Annotated in this window: 15 protein-coding genes and 1 pseudogene; 6 read left to right on the top strand and 10 right to left on the bottom strand. The window is 61.7% G+C overall.

The window, feature by feature from the left end; translation table 11 throughout:
* Positions 1 to 93 precede the first annotated feature (93 nt).
* From dxs to NWV16_RS25130, 3 genes are all read right to left on the bottom strand, one after another.
* Positions 94 to 1,992, bottom strand: a complete 1,899-nt coding sequence (gene dxs, locus NWV16_RS25140; protein ID WP_260521167.1) for a 1-deoxy-D-xylulose-5-phosphate synthase — start codon at positions 1,990 to 1,992, stop codon at positions 94 to 96.
* 91 nt (positions 1,993 to 2,083) lie between these two features.
* Complete coding sequence (ispA, locus tag NWV16_RS25135) at positions 2,084 to 2,971, bottom strand: (2E,6E)-farnesyl diphosphate synthase (RefSeq protein ID WP_260521166.1); 888 nt, start codon at positions 2,969 to 2,971, stop codon at positions 2,084 to 2,086.
* On the bottom strand, positions 2,968 to 3,210 hold the full coding sequence (locus tag NWV16_RS25130) for an exodeoxyribonuclease VII small subunit (protein WP_260521165.1): 243 nt from the start codon (positions 3,208 to 3,210) through the stop codon (positions 2,968 to 2,970). Before NWV16_RS25130 ends, ispA begins: the two co-directional genes overlap by 4 nt.
* Positions 3,211 to 3,574: 364 nt before the next feature.
* Between NWV16_RS25130 and NWV16_RS25125 the strand changes: the two genes are divergently transcribed.
* From NWV16_RS25125 to NWV16_RS25100, 6 genes are read left to right on the top strand one after another with little or no spacing between them, the layout of a single operon-like run.
* Entirely contained in the window at positions 3,575 to 4,366 is a 792-nt protein-coding gene (locus NWV16_RS25125; RefSeq protein WP_260521164.1) for a YfaP family protein, read from the top strand.
* A gap of 52 nt (positions 4,367 to 4,418) precedes the next feature.
* A complete protein-coding gene (locus NWV16_RS25120) occupies positions 4,419 to 6,131 on the top strand; it encodes a DUF2138 domain-containing protein (protein ID WP_260521163.1) in 1,713 nt (570 codons plus the stop codon).
* Complete coding sequence (locus NWV16_RS25115) at positions 6,101 to 6,766, top strand: DUF1175 domain-containing protein (RefSeq protein ID WP_065259561.1); 666 nt, start codon at positions 6,101 to 6,103, stop codon at positions 6,764 to 6,766. Before NWV16_RS25120 ends, NWV16_RS25115 begins: the two co-directional genes overlap by 31 nt.
* Entirely contained in the window at positions 6,763 to 11,328 is a 4,566-nt protein-coding gene (locus tag NWV16_RS25110) for an alpha-2-macroglobulin (protein WP_260521162.1), read from the top strand. The genes NWV16_RS25115 and NWV16_RS25110 overlap by 4 nt, the downstream gene beginning before the upstream one ends.
* A 1-nt stretch (position 11,329) precedes the next feature.
* Positions 11,330 to 12,946, top strand: a complete 1,617-nt coding sequence (locus NWV16_RS25105; protein WP_260521161.1) for a DUF2300 domain-containing protein — start codon at positions 11,330 to 11,332, stop codon at positions 12,944 to 12,946.
* A 3-nt stretch (positions 12,947 to 12,949) separates the two neighbouring features.
* Positions 12,950 to 13,762 carry a YfaP family protein gene (locus NWV16_RS25100; RefSeq protein WP_260521160.1) on the top strand — a complete coding sequence of 271 codons (813 nt, stop codon included), beginning with the start codon at positions 12,950 to 12,952 and terminating at the stop codon, positions 13,760 to 13,762.
* A 43-nt stretch (positions 13,763 to 13,805) separates the two neighbouring features.
* Here the strand turns inward: NWV16_RS25100 and NWV16_RS25095 are convergent.
* The 7 genes and pseudogenes from NWV16_RS25095 to NWV16_RS25065 form a co-directional block, all read right to left on the bottom strand.
* A pseudogene (locus tag NWV16_RS25095) lies at positions 13,806 to 14,272 on the bottom strand (macro domain-containing protein).
* A 57-nt stretch (positions 14,273 to 14,329) separates the two neighbouring features.
* Positions 14,330 to 15,250, bottom strand: a complete 921-nt coding sequence (locus tag NWV16_RS25090; protein ID WP_260521159.1) for a restriction endonuclease — start codon at positions 15,248 to 15,250, stop codon at positions 14,330 to 14,332.
* Positions 15,251 to 15,379: 129 nt separating this feature from the next.
* The gene (locus NWV16_RS25085) at positions 15,380 to 15,847 is read right to left on the bottom strand and encodes a hypothetical protein (protein WP_260521158.1); all 468 of its coding nucleotides are present in this window, start codon (positions 15,845 to 15,847) and stop codon (positions 15,380 to 15,382) included.
* A gap of 383 nt (positions 15,848 to 16,230) precedes the next feature.
* Positions 16,231 to 16,971 (bottom strand): helix-turn-helix transcriptional regulator, encoded by a 741-nt coding sequence (locus tag NWV16_RS25080; protein WP_065259565.1) that lies wholly within the window; start codon positions 16,969 to 16,971, stop codon positions 16,231 to 16,233.
* A gap of 220 nt (positions 16,972 to 17,191) precedes the next feature.
* Entirely contained in the window at positions 17,192 to 17,719 is a 528-nt protein-coding gene (gene ppa, locus NWV16_RS25075) for an inorganic diphosphatase (RefSeq protein ID WP_065259566.1), read from the bottom strand.
* A 112-nt stretch (positions 17,720 to 17,831) separates the two neighbouring features.
* A complete protein-coding gene (locus NWV16_RS25070; protein ID WP_260521157.1) occupies positions 17,832 to 18,644 on the bottom strand; it encodes a zinc-dependent peptidase in 813 nt (270 codons plus the stop codon).
* 4 nt (positions 18,645 to 18,648) lie between these two features.
* Positions 18,649 to 19,305 carry a DedA family protein gene (locus tag NWV16_RS25065; RefSeq protein ID WP_065259568.1) on the bottom strand — a complete coding sequence of 219 codons (657 nt, stop codon included), beginning with the start codon at positions 19,303 to 19,305 and terminating at the stop codon, positions 18,649 to 18,651.
* Positions 19,306 to 19,355: the final 50 nt, after the last annotated feature.

Raw genomic sequence — 19,355 nt, 5'->3', positions numbered from 1 at the left:
CGCGAAGGCGGCGGCACAATCAACATTAAAGTTGGATGTGCCGGCCTCTTCGCGGGCAAGCCCGCTCCCACAGGGGTAGTGTGTTTTAGCGAGTCAGCGGTCAAGCAGCTCCAGGCGCTCACGTACTGCCGCCTCGATCCCGGCCTCGTCCAGGCCGCATTCGGCCAGCATCTGCGCCGGTTTGGCATGCTCGACGTAGATGTCCGGCAAGCCCAGATGCAGCACCGACTTGAGGATATTTTCGCGGGCGAGGAATTCGCTGACCGCACCGCCGGCGCCGCCCATGATCGCGTTCTCTTCGACGGTTACCAGCAGCTCGTGGCTGTTGGCGATTTCGCGTACGAGTGCTTCGTCCATCGGTTTGACGAAACGCATGTCGACCACGGTGGCGTCCAGGGTTTCGGCGACGTTCAGCGCTTCGGCCAGCTGCACGCCGAACACCAGCAGGGCGACTTTGCTGCCCTGACGACGAATCACGCCCTTGCCGATCTCGATCGGCTCGAGGTTCTTTTCGATGGTCGCGTTCGGGCCGGTGCCGCGTGGGTAACGCACCGCCGCCGGACCGTTGTACAGGTGGCCGGTGGTGAGCATCTTGCGCAATTCGTTTTCATCGCTCGGGGTCATGATCACCATGCCCGGGATGCAACGCAGGTAGGACAGATCGAAACTGCCGGCGTGGGTCGGACCGTCCTCGCCCACCAGACCGGCGCGGTCGATGGCGAACAGCACGTCGAGGTTCTGTACCGCGACGTCATGCACCAGCTGGTCGTAACCGCGCTGCAGGAACGTCGAGTAGATCGCCACCACCGGTTTGGCGCCTTCACAGGCCATGCCGGCCGCGAGGGTCACGGCGTGCTGTTCGGCAATCGCCACATCGAAATAGCGCAGCGGGAAGCGTTCGCTGAACGCCACCAGATCCGAGCCTTCTTTCATCGCCGGGGTGATGCCCACCAGGCGCGGGTCGGCAGCGGCCATGTCGCACAGCCATTCACCGAACACACCGGAGTACTTCGGTCCGCCGGCCTTTTTCGGCACGGCGGCCGGGGCGTCCAGCGGTTCGAGTTTGGTGATGGCGTGGTAACCGATCGGGTCGACTTCCGCCGGGGCGAAGCCCTTGCCTTTCTTGGTCACGACGTGCAGGAACTGCGGCCCCTTGAGATCGCGCATGTTGCGCAGGGTGGCGATCAGGGTCGGCAGGTCGTGGCCGTCGATCGGGCCGATGTAGTTCCAGCCCAGCTCTTCGAACAGGGTGCCGGGCACCAGCATGCCTTTGGCATATTCTTCGGTGCGGCGAGCGATTTCCCAGGCGCCGGGCAGGCGCGACAGCACTTTCTTGCTGCCTTCGCGCATGCTGGCGTAGGTGCGGCTGGAAAGGATCTTCGCCAGATAGTTCGACAGACCACCGACGTTGCGCGAGATCGACATGTCGTTGTCGTTGAGGATCACCAGCATGTTGGCGTCGACTTCCGGCGCGTGGTTCAGCGCTTCGAAGGCCATGCCGGCGGTCAGTGCGCCGTCGCCGATCACCGCAATCGCCTTGCGATCACTGTTCTGCAGGCGGGCGGCAATGGCCATGCCCAGCGCGGCACTGATCGAGGTGCTGGAGTGGCCGACGCCAAAGGTGTCGTACTCGCTCTCGGAGCGACGCGGGAAGGCGGCGATGCCGTCCTTCTGGCGCAGGGTTTTCATGCGCTCGCGACGACCGGTGAGGATCTTGTGCGGATAGGCCTGGTGACCGACGTCCCACACCAGCCGGTCGTCCGGGGTGTCGAAGACGTAATGCAACGCGATGGTCAGCTCGATGACGCCCAGGCCGGCACCGAAATGCCCACCGGTCTGGCCGACCGTGTAGAGCAATTCCAGGCGCAACTCATCAGCCAGGGTTTCCAGCTCGGCTTCGCCTAACCGGCGCAGGCCGTCCGGCGTGTTCGCGCGGTCGAGCAGGGGCGTGGTCGGGCGCTTGCGGGGAATCTCATGGAACGTCGTGGGCATCAGGCGAATCGTTATAGGTATAAAAGATGCGGCAGTTTACCTGATGCATCGTCCCCTGCCCACGCGTTGGTCTTTTTTGGCTGATCAGCCTTCAGTTGCGCCGGTCGACGATATACCGGGCCAGATCGCGCAATGGCTCGGCGGCCGCGTCAAACGGTCGCAGTGCGTGCAGGGCCTGATCGCGCAGTTCCAGGGCGTATGCCTTGGCGGCATCCAGGCCAAGCAGGGCCGGGTAGGTCGGCTTGTCGCGGGCGATGTCCGCGCCCTGGCGTTTGCCGAGGGTTTCGGTATCGCTTTCGACGTCGAGGATGTCGTCCTGCACCTGGAAGGCCAGGCCGATGGCCTGTGCATAACTTTGCAGGGCCTTGAGTTCATCCTTTTCGGCACGGCCACTGGAAAGGGCACCGAGTTTCACGCTGACTTCGATCAGCGCGCCGGTTTTGTGCCGGTGCATCTGTTCCAGAGCTTTCTGATCGAGCTTGAGGCCGACCGAGCCGAGGTCGATGGCCTGGCCGCCGACCATGCCCGCCGGGCCCGCTGCGTGGGCCAGTGCCGTGACCTGTTGCAGGCGGATATCCGCGCTCAGATCGCTCAGGCGTGGATCGAGCAAAGCGCTGAACGCCAGGCTCTGCAAACCATCGCCAGCAAGAATCGCGCAGGCTTCGTCGAATTTTTTGTGGGTGGTCGGCTGGCCGCGACGCAGATCGTCGTCGTCCATCGCCGGCAAATCGTCGTGTACCAGCGAGTAAGCGTGGATCAGCTCCACCGCGCACGCCGCGCCGTTGGCCTGTTCGGCCTTGCCGCCGAGGGCTTCGCATGCCGCGTAGGCCAGCAACGGACGCACGCGCTTGCCGCCGTTCATCACGCTGTAACGCATGGCTTCATACAGCCGCGCCAGCTCTGGCAGCGGCGCGTTGAACAGGGTTTCCAGTGCCGCATTGACCCGCGCCTGGCTGGTCGCCGAATACGCCGCGATCATTCCGGCTGGTCCGCGTCGAAGGGTTCCTCGGCGAGTTCGCCATCGCGCTCCAGCAACACCTGGACCTTCTGCTCGGCCTGGGCCAGCGCTGCCTGGCAGTCACGGGTCAGACCGATGCCCTGCTCGAAAGCGGTCAGCGACTCTTCCAGAGACAATTCACCGTTCTCCAGACGCTCGACCAGCACTTGCAGGTCGGCGAGGGACTGTTCGAAATCCAGTGCAGCTTTTTTGCGGGCCATGGCGGCTAATTCCGGTTGACGTTAAACCGGCGCGACACTAGCAGATAGGGGGTTTATGGGCAAATGAGCGGCGGTTTCACGGTCATCGCGGGCGGATGGAAAACGGGTTTTGAACGTGACGAAAGTTATTCGGCTCATTTTGTGAGCCGAATAAGTCCGCTATTCGGCTCACGCCTCGTAAATGTGCGTGATTCCCACCGCATTTCAAGATGTATCCGATTGTTAAAAAACTGCCGAATCGCTAACCTTCGCGCCTTCTACGACCCGACAGTCACGGGTCTTTCAGACGAAACGCAGTTTTCACCGCTGTGAAGTACCGAGGATCGGGTGCAAGGTTTCGTTCAGGCATGGCAGGAGGCATTACATGCGTTCATTTTTTTTGCTGCTGATCGGGCTGGCCCTTGCGCCGGCTTTGTTGGCTGCGCCGACTGCCGAGATGACGGAACCGGTGGGCGGCTGGCGCTACAACGGCTTGCTCGACCGCAGTGAAAACCCGCAAGTCGCCTATCCCACGCCGCCGATCGACCGCGGCATCCAGCGCAATCGCACGATGATCCAGGGCCAGCTCAAGGCCATCGGCAACCAGCGCGGACCGCACACCCTGGCGGTCAACGGCAATCCGCTGAATCTGTACACCGATGATGACGGGCGCTTCGCCCGGCCTTATGCGTTCGGCGCGGGCTCCAACAGTGTCGAAGTGCGCAGCGCCGAGGGCCAGTCGCTCAAACGCGTGCAGTTCTACGAAGCGAACAATCTGCGCACACCGGCGCGGATTCGCGTGGTGCTGGGCTGGGACGATCCGAAGGCCGAACTCGACCTGCACATCATCACGCCGGACGGCCAGCATGCGTTTTTCGCCCACACGGCGTTGACCAACGGCGGCGGTCTGGACCCGGACGGCGTCGATGGCCCCGGCCCGGAAATGTTCACCATGACCGCGCCGCTGCATGGCACCTATCTGGTTTACGTCAACTATTGGGGCAACTTCGGCGACGGCGGCTATAACTTCGAGGAGGCCAGCAACCAGAACGAGGTCATCACCTCGCAAATCACGCTGGTGCTCAACGAAAACACCGTCGACGAAAAACGCGAAACGTTCATCGTGCCCCTGCGGGCCATCGGTGATCTGCTGCTGGTCAAGACTTTCAACTATTAAGCATCCCGCAACCACGGATGAACAGCCGAGCTTTGGGAACATGAGCGAGAAGATGAGCGAAAACACTGAGACCCCGGCGACCGCCGCACCTACCGCCAAACCTTCCCGGCGCTGGCCGTTGCTGGTGGCCGGCCTGTGCCTGGTGGCCGGCGTGGCGGGCGGGCTCGGCTGGCTGATGCACAAACCCAGGCTGCCGGCGGCGGCCCTGGCCAGCGACAAGCTCGGCCTGAGTCGCCCTGATGCGCTGCTCGAAACCCGCTCCCTGAGCCAGTTGCCCAAGGACCTGCTGACGGTGCCGTTCCTCAAGGCCACGCTCACCGAGGATTTCGTCTTCTATTACGAAACCCACGCCGACCGTCTCGGCCTGATCGGCAGTCTGCGGCGGATCATCTACGAGCATGACCTGAAGCTGCAGGACAGCCTCATCGAGCAACTCTTCGATCAACCGGCGGACGTCGCGCTGTGGCGCGGCGCCGATGGTCGCCTGAAGGATTTCCTGCTGGTGATGGACCGCGGCGGGCTGGCCAGGCTGCTGGAACCGCTGGCGAAGGTCGCGCTGGATGACTCGCAACTGAGCGTGCTCAGCACCCTGAAAGTCGGCGGCGATGATGTGCCGCTGTATCAACTGACCTACAACGCCAGCAAATCCCTGTTGTTCGCTTCCCGTGGCGACAAACTGGTGGTGGTGTCCAACCCGGCCAAGTTCTACGATCCGGAAAACGGCGCTTCCGAAGAATCCGGTCACGTTTCTGCGCAAGCGCTGGCGGCGCTGCTCAACGGCGAAAAGCTGTTCCCCGAAGCGTTCGGGTTGCCGGTCAAGGCACCGGAAATCAAGCAACGTCTGTCGGTCAATTCCAGCGTCCTCGCCATGGGTTACCAGCGTTTCATCCCGAATTTCGCCGGCCTGCGTTTCGACATGGACGACAAGGGCTGGCACAGCTTCCTGGCCATGGATGAATTGGACAATCAGCCGGACTTCGATTTCAAACCGGTGTGGCAGGCCATGCCCCTGGGCGCCAGTGCCTGTGTGACCTTGCCGGTGGCGGCCGAACCGCAGAAACCATTGCTGGTGAAGCTCGGTGCCGAAAAAGCGGTGGCGCAGAAACTCACCGAACACGTGGCCGGCGCGGCGGGCCTGTGCTGGTACGCTGATTCGCGGCTGTACACGCCGTTGCTGGTGGCCAGTCTGAAGGACGAAGACAGTGGCAAGCTCGACGCTGATATCGGCACGTTGTTCGATTCGATGGTCGGCGCCTACGAAAGCAAGGTCGACGACCACGCCTTCCCGGTGGTCGAGAAGCAGGAAGGCCAGAGCCATCTCTGGCAGCGTCAGGTCAGCTCCAATTTCGGCCCGTATGCAGCGAAGGATGCCGAAAACCCGGATGCGATCACGGGGCGTGCCTTCATGAAGGTCAGCCTCGCGCGTCACGGTTCGACGCTGTTGTTTTCCCTCGACGACAAACTGGTCGACAAGGCCCTCGGCACCCTCGACAAGCGCTTCCCGCCGATGGCCGACGTGCTGCCGAAAGACGTGCTGATGCCGATCTACTTCGGCCCGGATTCCATGGCGCAACTGATGCAACAGGAAACCCTCGACAGCCTGCCCCAGGACATGGAACCGGTGTTTTACAACGCCGCGCAAACCTACCTGATCCCGAAACTGCGCACCCTCGGCGGCTACGGCAAATATGCCCTGACCCTGCCTGAAGGCAGTGAACCCGACGGTCACTGGCAATGGCTGCCGCTGGAGTGGAAAGCGCTGTGACAGCACTTATCCGCAGCCTCGGCTTGTTCGCACTGCTACTGAGCGCGGGCGCCCGAGCGGTCGAAACGCCGGCGCTCGACCCCGCGCAATCTCAGGTCTTTCGCGCCTGGTTCGTGCGCATCGCTCAGGAGCAGTTGAGCAAAGGCCCGAGCCCGCGCTGGTATCAGCAGGACTGCGCCGGGCTGGTGCGGTTTGCCGCCAACGAAGCGCTGAAAGTCCATGACGACAAATGGCTGCGCAGCAACGGCGTGTCCAATCGCTATTTGCCGCCGGAGCTGGACCTGAGCGCCGACCAGCGCAAGCTCGCCCAGCAATGGCAGCAGGGCGGCGGCAAGGTCGGGCCCTACGTCAATGCGATCAAACTGATTCAGTTCAACAGCCATCTGATCGGCCGCGACGTGTCCCAGGCACGGCCCGGCGATCTGATGTTTTTCGATCAGGGCGACGACCAGCACCTGATGATCTGGATGGGCCGCTACATCGCCTATCACACCGGCACGACCACCCCAACCGACAACGGCATGCGTTCGGCAAGCCTGCAGCAACTCATGACATGGAAGGACACCCGATGGATACCCGACGCAGCCAACCCCAACTTCATCGGCGTCTATCGACTGAACTTTCTCTCCCAATGACCGGTGCCCGCATGTTGCGTTTACTGCCTTTTCTGTTGTTGTTAGCCCTGCCGTTTTCGGCGGTAAATGCCGATGACTCTGTCGAGCCAAGCGGCTACGCACCGGTCTCCGGTGAAAGCTTCTTCCTGCTGGCCGACAGCAGTTTTGCCAGCGACGAGCAGGCGGTGGTGCGCCTCGAAGCGCCGGGTCGTGACTACCGTCGTTTCCGCATGGAACCGTATGGCGGCGCCGACATCCGCGTGTACAGGATCGATAAGCCGCTGGATTTCCTCAAGCGCCAGAAGAACCTGCACCGCGTGGTCAGCGACGGCCAGTTCAAGGGCGAAGGCCTGTCCAACACCCTCGCGTATCTGTGGGACAACTGGTACCGCAAATCCCGCCGGGTGATGCAGCGTGCGTTCTCTTACGAGTCGCGTCAGCAAGTCACCGAGCAAGTGCCGGAACTGAAGATGGGCAACGCCATCGCCGCGCCGACGCCGTACGACGCGCAACCGCAATTCGCCCTGATTCCGGGCCTGCCGGTGGTCAGCCAGTTCCGCTATCCGCTGTGGCAGGCCAAACCGATCCAGCCGCCGACCGGGGTCAACCTGGCCGGATCCTCAAGCGAGTTCGTCAGCGTCGCGCCGGGTAACGTCTACATCCCGCTGGGCAATCTGAAACCGGGGCTGTATCTGGTCGAAGCGCTGATCGGCAAGTACCGCGCAACCACCATGGTCTTCGTTTCCAACACCGTTGCCGTGAGCAAGATTGCCGGTGATGAACTGCTGGTCTGGGCTGCACGCAAGCACGAAGGCAGCTCGGTGCCGAAGGTCAATGTGTTGTGGACCGACGGCCTCGGCGTGATGAGCAGCGGCGCCACCGACACCGACGGTCTGCTGCGCCTGAAACACGTCAGCCCGGAGCGTTCGTTCGTCATTGGCGAGGACGAAGAGGGCGGCGTATTTGTCTCGGAAAACTTCTATTACGACAGCGAAATCTACGACACCAAACTCTATGCCTTCACCGACCGGCCGCTGTATCGCCCGGGTGACTGGGTGTCGCTGAAAATCGTCGGTCGCGAGTTCAAGAACGCGCGGGATTCGGTACTGCCGGGCGCGGCGGACGTCGATGTCAGCGTGCTCGATGCCACCGGCACCGAGTTGCAGCGTCTCGATCTGAAGCTTGATTCCAAGGCAGGTACCCAGGGCCGTTTCCAGTTGCCGGACAACGCGGTGGCCGGTGGTTACGAGATTCGCTTCAACTACAAGGATCAGGCCTACAGCAGCGCGTTCCGGGTGGCGGAGTACATCAAGCCGCATTTCGAAATCTCGCTGAACCTCGCCAAACAGGACTATCGCACCGGCGAAGCGGTGAAGGGCAGCCTGGTGCTTCTGTATCCGGACGGCAAACCGGTGGCCAACGCCAAACTGACCCTGAGCCTGCGCGCCCAGCAACTGTCGATGGTCGACAATGAGCTGCAATACCTCGGGCAATTCCCGGTGGAACTGACCAGCACCGAACTGACCACCGACAGCAAGGGCAATGCGACCCTCGACCTGCCGGCCGCCGACAAGCCGAGCCGCTACATGCTCACCGTGTTCGCCAGCGATGGCGCGGCGTATCGGGTCAAGACCACCAAGGAAATCCTCATCGACCGCGGCGCCGCCAGCTTCCGCCTGACTGCACCTCAGCGCTTCAGCGCAGTCGGTGACAAGGTCGCATTCAGCTACGCCAATGAGGGTGGCAGCGAACAGGCTCGGGCCGTTGTGCCGAGCAGCTACAGTTGGGTGCGTCTGGAAGACCAGAGCACCGGCGAAGGCAAACTGGCGGCCAAAGACAAAGGCTTCAGTGTGACGTTCGATCGTCCGGGGACCTACAACCTGTCGCTGAAGGATCAGTTTGGCCGGGTGCTCGGTGGCACCGGTCATTCGGTCACCGGCGATGGCGTCAAGGCCGTGCCGGGCACCGTGGAAATCGTCCTCGACAAACCCGAGTACAAGGCCGGTGACGAAGCACTGGCGCTGATCACCTTCCCGGAGCCGGTCAGCGATGCACTGTTGTCGCTGGAGCGCGACAAGGTCGAAGCCACCGCGTTGCTGGCCAAGGGCGGTGACTGGCTGAAACTGGAAAAACTCAGTGACACCCAATACCGCGCCCGCATTCCGGTGAAGGACAACTTCGCGCCGAACCTGACGTTCTCCGTGCTGTACACCAAGGGCGGTCAGTACAGCTTCCAGAACGCCGGGATCAAGGTCGTCGCGCCGCAGATCGACGTGGCGATCAAGACCGACAAAGAGACGTATCAGCCAGGCGATACCGTGACGGTCGACCTGACCACCCGGTTCGCCGGCAAGGCTGTGCCGGCGCACCTGACGGTCAGCGTGGTCGACGAAATGGTCTACGCGCTGCAACCGGAAGTCGCGCCGACCATCGACCAGTTCTTCTACCACCCGCGCCGCAACAACGTGCGCACCAGCGCCAGCCTGTCGTTCATCAGTTACGACGTGGCCTTGCCGGGCAGCCCGGGGGCGCCGGGCAAGGCCAATCGCAGCGAGCGCGGAGTGAAAGTGCTGGAACGGCCTCGCCGCGAAGACGTCGACACCGCCGCATGGCAACCGGAGCTGCTGACCGACGCCGACGGCAAGACCCGTTTCACCTTCAAGATGCCGGACTCGCTCACCCGCTGGCGCATCACCGCGCGGGCGATTGCCGATGATGGTCAGGTCGGGCAGAAGAAGCAGTTCGTGCGCTCGGAAAAACCGCTGTACCTGAAGTGGAGCGGGCCGAGCAAATTCCGCAAGGGCGATCAGCCGCAACTCGGCGTGTTCGCCTTCAGCCAGGCCGAAAAACCGGTCAAGGCTGAACTGGTGACTCACTACGCCGGCACCGAACAGCGCCTGCCGGTGACCCTCAACAACGGCATCAACTACCTGCCGTTGCCGGCGTTCGCCCTGGCTTCCGGCGAGTGGACCGCCGAGCTGGTGCAGGACGGCAAAACCGCCGACGCCCTCGCGGTGCGCCTGACCGCGACCGGTGAAGGCTGGCAAGTGACGCAGACCCAGAGTCTGGACGTGGCCAGCGGCGATACACCGTTGAGCCTGCCGGCAGACGCCACCGACATTCGCCTGCGTCTGGATGACAGCCCGCAAGCGCTGTTCCGTTCGGCCCTCGACGATCTGCTCGGCTATCCCTACGGCGGTGTCGAGCAGACCGCCAGCCGCCTGCTGCCGCTGAGCATTGCTTACCCGTCGCTGGCGTCCAACCCGCAGATCCGCGACCGCTTGCGCCTGATCATGCAGAACAGCCGTCTGCGTCTGGTGCAAATGGCCGGGCCGTCGGCGAGCTTCACTTGGTGGGGCTTCGACGGCGAGCCGGATGCGTTCCTCACCGCTTATGCCTATTTCGCCGACTGGAACGCCAGCCGGGTGCTCGAGCTGACCCTGCCGCCGGAGCACTGGCAGCGGGTGCTGGAGGTCTACGCCAAGCAGGCGCCGAACACACCCTTGCTGCAACGGGCGCTGATCCTGTCGTTCGCCAGACAGATGCATCTGCCGGTCAACACATTGCTCAGTGGCTTGATGGAGGATCTGTCCAGGGCCGGTGAAGGCAATGCCGAAACCTTGATGGACGACGGTGAAGACAGTCTGGTGATGAGCGATCCGGAATCGGCGCTCGGTCTGGCGGCGGCGCGGGTCTTGACCGCATCGCTGGCCACCCAGTCCAAAGTCGCGTTGCCGGATGCGTTCAATCGTCAGCTGAGCGCTGCGCAACAGCGTCTGGCCGTCAGCTCTCAACCGTTTGTCGAAGCGCTGAACCTGTCGCTGCAACCGTTCGATCAGGCCCGTGCGACAGCGCTGCTGCAACGCCTGTTGCCGCAGCAATCGACCCTCGAACGTGCGCTGGCGCTGACCTGGCTGCAACGCAGCATCGCTCAGGCCTCGCCGACCATCGCGCTGGCCCCCGGCGAAGGCTGGAAGAAAAACTACGGCGCGACCGGCGAGATGTATTGGACGTGGCAAGGTGCGACGCCGGTGCCGAGCGTGTTGACAGTGTCGGGCACTCAGGAGCGTCCGTTGCGTGCCGCGCTGAGCTTCCAGACCCGGCAACCGGCGGTCGATCCGATGGCCGTGACCATCACCCGTCGCCTGTCGCGTCTGGTGCCGGGTGACGAAGCCTTCACCTTCAAACTGGAGCCGGTCGGTACTAAACCATTGTCCAGCGACAGCCTGTACCTGGACGAGGTGATCCTCACCAGCAAGGCACCGAAACCACTGCGTTACGGCATGCTCGAAGTGCCGTTGCCGCCGGGTGCGGATGTCGAGCGCACCACCTGGGGCATCAAGTTGCAGGGCAAGGACGGCACCGAGCCGACTGCGCTGGAGAAAGCGCGGTTTGAACCAGGCCAACTGGCCTACGCCGTGCCGGTGGATGCGCTGAGCGGTGAATTGCGTCTGCGCCATCTGGTGCGCTTCTCGCAGAAGGGCCAGTTCAACCTGCCGCCGGTGCGTTTCACGCAGGTCTACGCGCCGCAGCATCAGGCACAGGAAGCAAAAGCCGCTCTCGGCCAGGTTACGGTCAACTGACATGACCCGGCCGCTGCTGTGGCTGCTGTGTCTGATCCCTGCGCTGGCGACGGCGCAGGATGAGCCCCTGCGCGTGGCCTACAAGGGCGAATTGTTGTCGCTCAACACCACGCAACTGATCGCTCGCGAGCCGTTGCCTTCCAGGCTGGATACGCCGCTGGGCAGTCTGTGGAAAGTGTTCGTCTACGCGTGGCTGGTGGATACCGGCGCGCAAGAGCCGGCGTATGAATGTCGCGGGCAATCGAAGGAAGAAGTCTATTGCTGCAGTGCGGGCGGCAGGATCGAGCGTGATCAGGCGCTCGTGAAGTCCTGCGGGTTGTATTTCGAGCCGGCGCGGCTGGGCATAACCGCTGGCGATTGGAAAACCTATTGGCAGGCGCGACAGGCGCCGTCGTGGTTGCTGGACCTGCCGTCGGTGCAGCCGGCTACTCGGGTGTCCGTGGCTGACTTGCTGAAGGTTTTGTCTTGGTTGCCGGCTCAGGATCAGATGCGTCGTGTGCTGCTCGATGTGGTGCTGAACGCGGCGGATGGCAATGCCGTCGGTGAACTCGGCGGCCGCTTGCGGGTGAAGACCTGGAGCTGGCTCGGCGATCAGGACCCGCAATCACGTCAGGGCGGATTCGCCGGCTGGACGGCAGATGGCTCGCCGATCTGGGCCGGTGGCCGGGGGACCAGTCAGATGGTGTTGCGGCATTACGGTTCGGCCCTGGCAACCGTGTTGCCCGCATCATGGCCGGCGGACGCGGGGCGATGTGTCGAGGTCGGTCTGTTTTCGCGTTATCCCGTTACCCGAGTCCTGGCCGGTGATCGGGCGGTGACTTCAGGCCCGTTGCAGGGCGATTACCGCGTCGAATTCGCCAACGGCAATGCGCTGGGTATCCACAGCGACGGCGAACTGTTTCTGCTCAACGACAAGCTTGTGGCGCGGCTGGATCGCGAAGAATACGTCGCTCGTGTCCTCGAACGTGAAGCCAGACCGGAACCCGCCGAAGCCGCCAAAGCTCTCGCCGTGGCGATCCGCACCTATCTGCTGCAAAACGCCACGCGCAACGGCGAATGTCTGAGCATCGATGACAGCAGCACCCGCCAACGGGTCGCACCACGTCCAGCCTCTGTCGAGTCGCGCAACATCGCGGCGTGGACGGCGGATCTGGTGTTGGCCGGGAGCAACGTCACCTATCACTCCGATCAACCCGGCCCCGACAAACTGGCCTGGCAACACGCCGTCGAACAAGCCAATGCCGGGCAGCGCTACGACGCGATCCTGCTCCACGCCTATCCGCGCGCCAGCCTCAGTCGCTGGGACAACCCGGTGGCGTCCTGCGAAGCGCTGCCCGCTGCGCAAGACTGGCTGCAGAAGCAGCGGCGTGGCTGGCGTCCGAAGCTGGAAAGCGAAACCGGCTACAACGAAGTCAGCACCTTCGCCGTCTGCAAACTCGCCTTCGGACGCCCCTTCGTCGACCGCGAACGCCAGCGCATCTACGTGCGCGGCGTGCTGTCGTTGCAGGATCGCCTCGACCTGACTCACGAATACCTGCACCTGGCCTTTGAAGCACACCCCAACGGCCAGGATGAAACCTACATCGAAGGGCTCGCCCGTCATCTTTTGCTGGAATAGACCATGACACTCCGTTTTCCACAGGCCCTGCTGTTGCTCTGCGCATTCAATGCATTGCCGATGGCGATGGCCGCCGACAGCGTCAAACTCGACACCCCGGTCGGTGGCTGGCGCACCGGCGCGCCAGACGGCGAGGGGGAAGACTTCCGCCAGACCGTCAACTACCCGGCCTCCTCGGTGAACACCCCGGTCGGCCAGGCCAACACCGCCCGCATCAGCGGCGAAATCAAAGCCACACCGAAAAACAAAGAGCCCGGTCGGCTGATCGTCAACGGTGTCAGCATGCCGTTGAAAATCGACGACAGCGGCCGCTTCGACCGCCCGTTTTCCTTCCCCAAAGGCAGCAACAGCGTCGAAGTCCGCAGCCCCGACGGCCAGCAACATCACCGCACCCAATTCCTCAACGCCAGCGGCGGTGCGACCCCGGCCAAACTGCGCGTGCTGCTGTCCTGGGACAGCGACGGCACCGACCTCGACCTGCACCTGATCACACCCGACGGCGCGCACATCTGGTACGGCGATCGCGTCGCCCCCAACGGAGCGGCGCTGGATGTCGACGTGACTACCGGCTTCGGCCCGGAAATCTTCGCCATGCCGGCGCCGATCAAGGGGCAGTATCTGGTGTATGTGAACTACTTCGGCGGTGGCTATCGCGGGGATGACGAGGGCGGGGAAGAGGCGGTGCAGCCGCTGACCACCGCGCAGGTGACGGTGATTACCGAGGAAGGGACGCCGAGCGAGAAGATGGAGACGTTCGTGGTGCCGATGCGGGCGGTGGGGGAGTTGACGTTGGTGAAGTCGTTCAGTTATCCGTGAGGGCCATTGGGCAGCAGGTTGCTGCCCAATTCCATTCAATCACTCAGGCCGCTAATTCAGGTCGGAAGCTGCTGGTGGTCAGACGCTTGAGCGCAATATCAAGAGACTGATCATCGAACAGTTTGCTCTTGCGCGCCGCTGCACCGGCGCCACCGTCCCAGTGCTGCAATGCTTCGCGCACCGCAGGAACGGTCGCCGATACTCCCTCCCGGCTCAACAGCCAGTCAACCGTCGCCAACAGCCCATCTGCGAAGGTAAACGCCAGTGACGTTTGGTCGGGAAGTTGACGATCCAGCGAGGCCCATCAAGTTCGTTGGTGGCGGTCACGTGCATCTTGCCGGTTTCTACTTCATTGGCTTTGCACGCCGCTGCGTAAAGACGATAGTTCTGCGCAAAGCGCTCTTTGAACATCAATGCGATGCCTTTGCCCATCACGGCCACGGTGTTCACTGTGTTGACGAGGGCTTCGGTCTTGGCTTCCAGCAGGTTGCCTTGGGTAAATCTGATCATTGGAAATACCATTTGGGACGCGCATGGGTAAAGGCCAACTCACAGTGCTTTTAATACTTACTCCTCATCAAAATAATCGCGATCCAGCGTCGGCAGGCGTAACAAGCGAGATGTCACACCCACTTCATGATCCATCATGAGGTGCACCAGTCGCGTCCCGTCTACCAGCACAATACCGTCCACCGATTTGGCGAAGTCAACGGCGTGTGCCGTAAAACCAGAGGTGGTGATGAACACACCGCGCTTGGCTTTTTGTCCTGCGAGCGCGCCATAGAACGCCTGTAACTCAGGTCGGCCAACCGTGTTCTGCCAACGCTTGGCCTGTACGTAAACCTTTTCCAGCCCCAATTTATCGAGCGAGATAATGCCGTCGATGCCGGCATCACCGGAACCTCCGACACGTTGCAAGTCGTTGCGACTGGCGCCGTAACCCAAGCGATGAAGCACATCCAGCACGATCACCTCAAAGCGGTTGGGGCTGACCTGGAGCAAGTTATCAAGAAGGTCTGCCGCGGTGGCATCGCGCATTTCCTTCAGCGCTCGCTCCAGTCGGTCGTCGGGGCTTTCGGTGGCGGAGGCCAGATCGGGCTCGACACTTGGCTGGTCATCCAGCGGCTCAGCGTCCGGTGCGACTTTCAGCTTCACGTTCATGTAGCCGATTGCTAAATGCTCCACATCCTTGGCTGACAGTGGAAATGCATGCTCTTTGGCGTACTGCACACCTGCATCGGTCAACTTCCAATAACCGCGCTTGGCACTGCTCGAAAGACCGGCACGCTTGAGTCGGTCGTGCGCCCAGCCTGATCGGTTCTTGTAGATAGCCTGACCACTTGCAATCAGTTCTTCGCGCTGAGCTTCAGTCAGTTGCAGCATTTTTGCTGCTGCTTCATGGGCATCCCGAGCGATTGCTCCCTCGGGTTTTGTCGCGAGAAAACGCAGGATCGGCTCAATGAACTGATCGTAGGTTGGAACGGACATGGCGCATCCCTGTGCTGATGGTGTTTTCGTGCTGATCGGATGACGATTGTAAATCAACGGTGAATTGGGAGGGTTTCTCGACGAAAGCGTTGGCAAGTGAACGTGTAAGTCGCTATGTCAATTCCATCCTCAGTCCGGAAAAACACCGCAAAGAGCATTGCCTTGGTAGCCATGGACGATTGGCCCCAGCACCATGAACGGACCGCACGCGTAGAACGGGGATGGCACTTTTTGTTGTGAGTCGAGCATTACGACTTCTTTTCCAAGCTCGTCGTGACCAATGGACTGCTCGGAAAAGGATGTACACACCGGCAGCTTCAATGGCACGGGAATTACCAGCGCCCACAGGGTAATCCCGCACCATTCCCGTGTGGGTGTCGACGTGACCGTTCTGCTGATCCGCGGCGTGATTGCGCCATGGTATTGCGATTTGTAAGCGTCGGTCTTGAGCGTCGTTTTTTCCGGGAGCGATACGATTGCTCCAACACATCCTGTAAGACAAAGGCATAACGTGGCTGCCATGCCAGTTGACTTCAGGTGTGAGCTGATGAATTGGGGCATCGATAATAAACGTCCTTGTGGGGTGGCTTGAGCCATCAGAGTCGCCATCGCTTCCAGCAGTAGAGGCTCTGTTGTGCAAGATAAAACCGACCCCCGGTCAATTTTTCAGCAGGCATTAAAAAGCCGGCTTGTGGCCGGCTTCTCGGGGACTGGCTTGGTTTATTTTTGGTAAACCGCGCCAGCCTTCAAAACGTACATCCGGATCTTGCGTCCGGCTGTGGGACTTGGTCAGACAGTGATCTGCCGCGTCAGGCGTCATCTGGGCCGCTGGGCGGGTCGATGCGCGAATGTGGGGCGCAGGATACTGAGTTTTGCTCCTGATTCCCAGCTTGAAGTGCGGTTTAGAGCGATCAAACTGCAGAAAATCGAGGATTTGTACCGAGTTTCAGGGCCTCATCGCCAGCAGGCTGGCTCCCGCTTCAGAGAAACGGCACCACCGGCCGCCGCTTGCCCAGTGTCGACCACCAGAACACCCACCCCAGCACATGAATCCTTTGCTCCTCGATCTGCGCGGCGCGGAAGATTTCGTCCGGGTATTCGGCGCTGTTGTGGCTGCGCAGGCGCAGGGCGTTGCCGGGCATGCGGTGCAGGTATTTGATGCGCAACATGCCGTCGTGTTCGATGGCGTAGATTTCGCCGTCCACCACTTGGGTCAGGCTGCGATCGATGGCGAGGGTGGAGCCGTCTTCGATCTTCTCGGCCATGCTGTTGCCGATCATGTGGGTACAGATGGCGTCGGTGGGGTGGATGTCCAGGGATTCAAGATGGCTGCGGGGCAGGCGGACGGTCTGCTCCGGGTCCTTGATGACATGGGTCTTGCCGGAGCCGGCTGCCGTGGGCGCTTCCTTGTAGAGCGGCAGTTCGATGTCGGTGGATTCGAGCACCGTGTAAACGCCACTGATGGACTGGGCATCGAACGTATCGCCCGGACCCGCCTGCAGACGCGGGGCGTCTTTCGGGCCTTCGCCGGTCCTCAGCCAGAGACTGTTGACCGATAACAGGCGCGCCACCTCTTCCATGCGGTACGCGGGGACGCCCCGGGTGTACCAGTTATGAACGTTTTGGGCTTCCGTGCCCCAGAACTTTGCGAATCCCGTGGTGGTGATGTTCGCAGCTTCCAGGAGTGCCTTGAATCTTGGACCGCTAGTGTTCTTTCTCATAAACACGAGTCTAAGGCCGGCCCAGAGCGCTTTGAATAAACCTGGCGTTCAAATCGAGGCAAATTTTGCGACGGGATGTAAGACGTACTTGTGGGAAATTACACACACTAAAACTTTTCTGTAGGCAGCCATAAACAAAGCGTTTAAGTCCCTGCCCGTCAGGCACAAAAAACCCCGGATCAACCGGGGTTTTCTTCAAGCGTGTCGCAGGTCGAGAGACTTAGCCTTTGTAGGCAGCAACCGACTTGGTGATCGCGGCGCGGGCAGCGTCAGCGCCGTCCCAGCCTTCGATTTTGACCCATTTGCCTTTCTCGAGATCCTTGTAGTTCGCGAAGAAGTGCTCGATCTGCTGGATCAGCAGGGCTGGCAGGTCGGTGTATTCCTTCACGTCCACGTACAGCTGGGACAGCTTGTCGTGCGGGACTGCGATGACTTTGGCATCGCCGCCGCCGTCGTCGGTCATGTTCAGGACGCCGACCGGACGTGCGCGGATCACCGAACCTGGCGCAACCGGGTAAGGGGTCACGACCAGCACGTCCAGGGGATCACCGTCGTCAGCCAGGGTGTTCGGGATGAAACCGTAGTTGGCCGGATAGAACATCGGGGTGGCCATGAAACGGTCAACGAACAGGCAATCGCTGTCTTTGTCGATTTCGTACTTGATCGGCGCGTGGTTGGCCGGGATCTCGATCGCGACGTAGATGTCGTTCGGCAGGTCTTTGCCAGCCGGAATCTTGCTGTAGCTCATTGGGCGTTGCCCCCGTTAGTAGACCAAAACACTTGGCCGGATTGACCAAAAAGTGGCGGCGATTATAGGCATATTCGACCCGCGATGCCATGCACCGAAAGTCGTCCGGGCCTTACTCGTGTGCCTGATAGACCGGGTCCGTGGCCTGAAGTTGCTTCAGTCGGGCCAATGGATCCTGGCGGTAGAAAAGTCGCAGCTGCGCATACACCTGTGGATAAGCCTCGTGCAGCAGGTCCGGGGCGCTGAAAAAGTATTCGCTGGTGACGGCAAAGAACTCGGCCGGGTTCTCGGCGGCATACGGGTCGATGACCGTTTCGGCGTCGGGATGGCGGTCGAGCTGGCGGTTGAGATCATCGTAGGCCGCCTGCATGACCTCGGCCCAGTCGCTGACCCGCATGTCGGCGTGCAGCGGCGGCAGGCCATTGGCGTTGCCGTTGAGCATGTCGAGTTTGTGCGCCAGTTCGTGGATCACCAGGTTATAGCCTTCCCAGCCACCACTGGCCATCACTCCGGGCCAGGCGAGAATGACCGGCCCCTGCTGCCAGGCTTCGCCGCTGTGCTCGCCATCCCACTCGTGCTCGACGCCACTGGCATCGCGATGGCGCTGCGGGCTGAGGAAGTCGTCGGGGTACAGAATGATTTCGTGGAAGCCCTGATACCAGTTCAGATCGCCGAGGTACAAAAGCGGCAACTGCGCCTGGGCTGCGAGCAGCAGACGCTGTTCCTGATGCAGTTCGACACCGGGCAGGGCGGTCAGGTGTTTGTCTTCGAGGAACAGTACGCAGGCTTCGCGCAACCATTGGTCCTCTGCCGGGCTGATGCCGTCAAGAAAGCTCAGTTGGTGGCGCACCCGTTGCCACATGTCATCGGCAATCGGGTGCCTGGCCAGAATGCGCCGGCGTCGCCAGGCGCTCAGTGACCACATCGGATCAGCGCGATTCGGCTTTGGAACCGGCGCCGCCGAGGCGGCTGCGCAGCATGCCGATGATCATCGGCACCAGCGACAGCAGGATGATACCGACCACCAGCAGCGACAGATTCTTCTTGATGAACGGTACGTTGCCGAAGAAGTAGCCCAGGGTCACCAGGCCGCCAACCCACAGGATCGTGCCGAACACACTGAAGCCGAAGAAACGCGGATAAGGCATTTTTGCGACGCCGGCGACGAACGGCGCAAACGTACGGATGATCGGCAGGAAGCGCGCCAGGGTCACGGTTTTGCCGCCGTGCTTGTCATAGAAGTCGTGAGTCTGTTGCAGATAATCCCGACGGAAAATTTTCGAATCCGGATTGCTGAACAGTTTTTCCCCTGCGGTCCGTCCGATCACGTAGTTGGTGCTGTCGCCGAGAATCGCCGCCAACATCAGCAGGCCCGCCAGCAGCACCGGGTCCATGCCGCCGCCTGCGGCCACTGCGCCGGCGATGAACAGCAACGAATCGCCCGGCAGGAACGGCGTGACCACCAGACCGGTTTCGCAAAAGATGACCAGAAACAGGATGGCGTAGATCCAGGTCCCATAGTTGTTCACCAGCATGTCGAGGTAGACGTCGAGATGCAGAATGATGTCGATCGGGTTGAAATCCATGTGGGCACCTGTGGTGATGGCCCGACTCGGCAGGCCTGTGCGGATGATTC

The sequence above is a fragment of the Pseudomonas sp. BW7P1 genome (genome assembly GCF_024981055.1).
GTDB classification, from domain to species: Bacteria; Pseudomonadota; Gammaproteobacteria; order Pseudomonadales; family Pseudomonadaceae; genus Aquipseudomonas; species Aquipseudomonas bananamidigenes.
The sequence above is the reverse complement of the archived record's forward strand: the minus strand, read 5'-3'. Positions and strand labels throughout refer to the sequence as shown.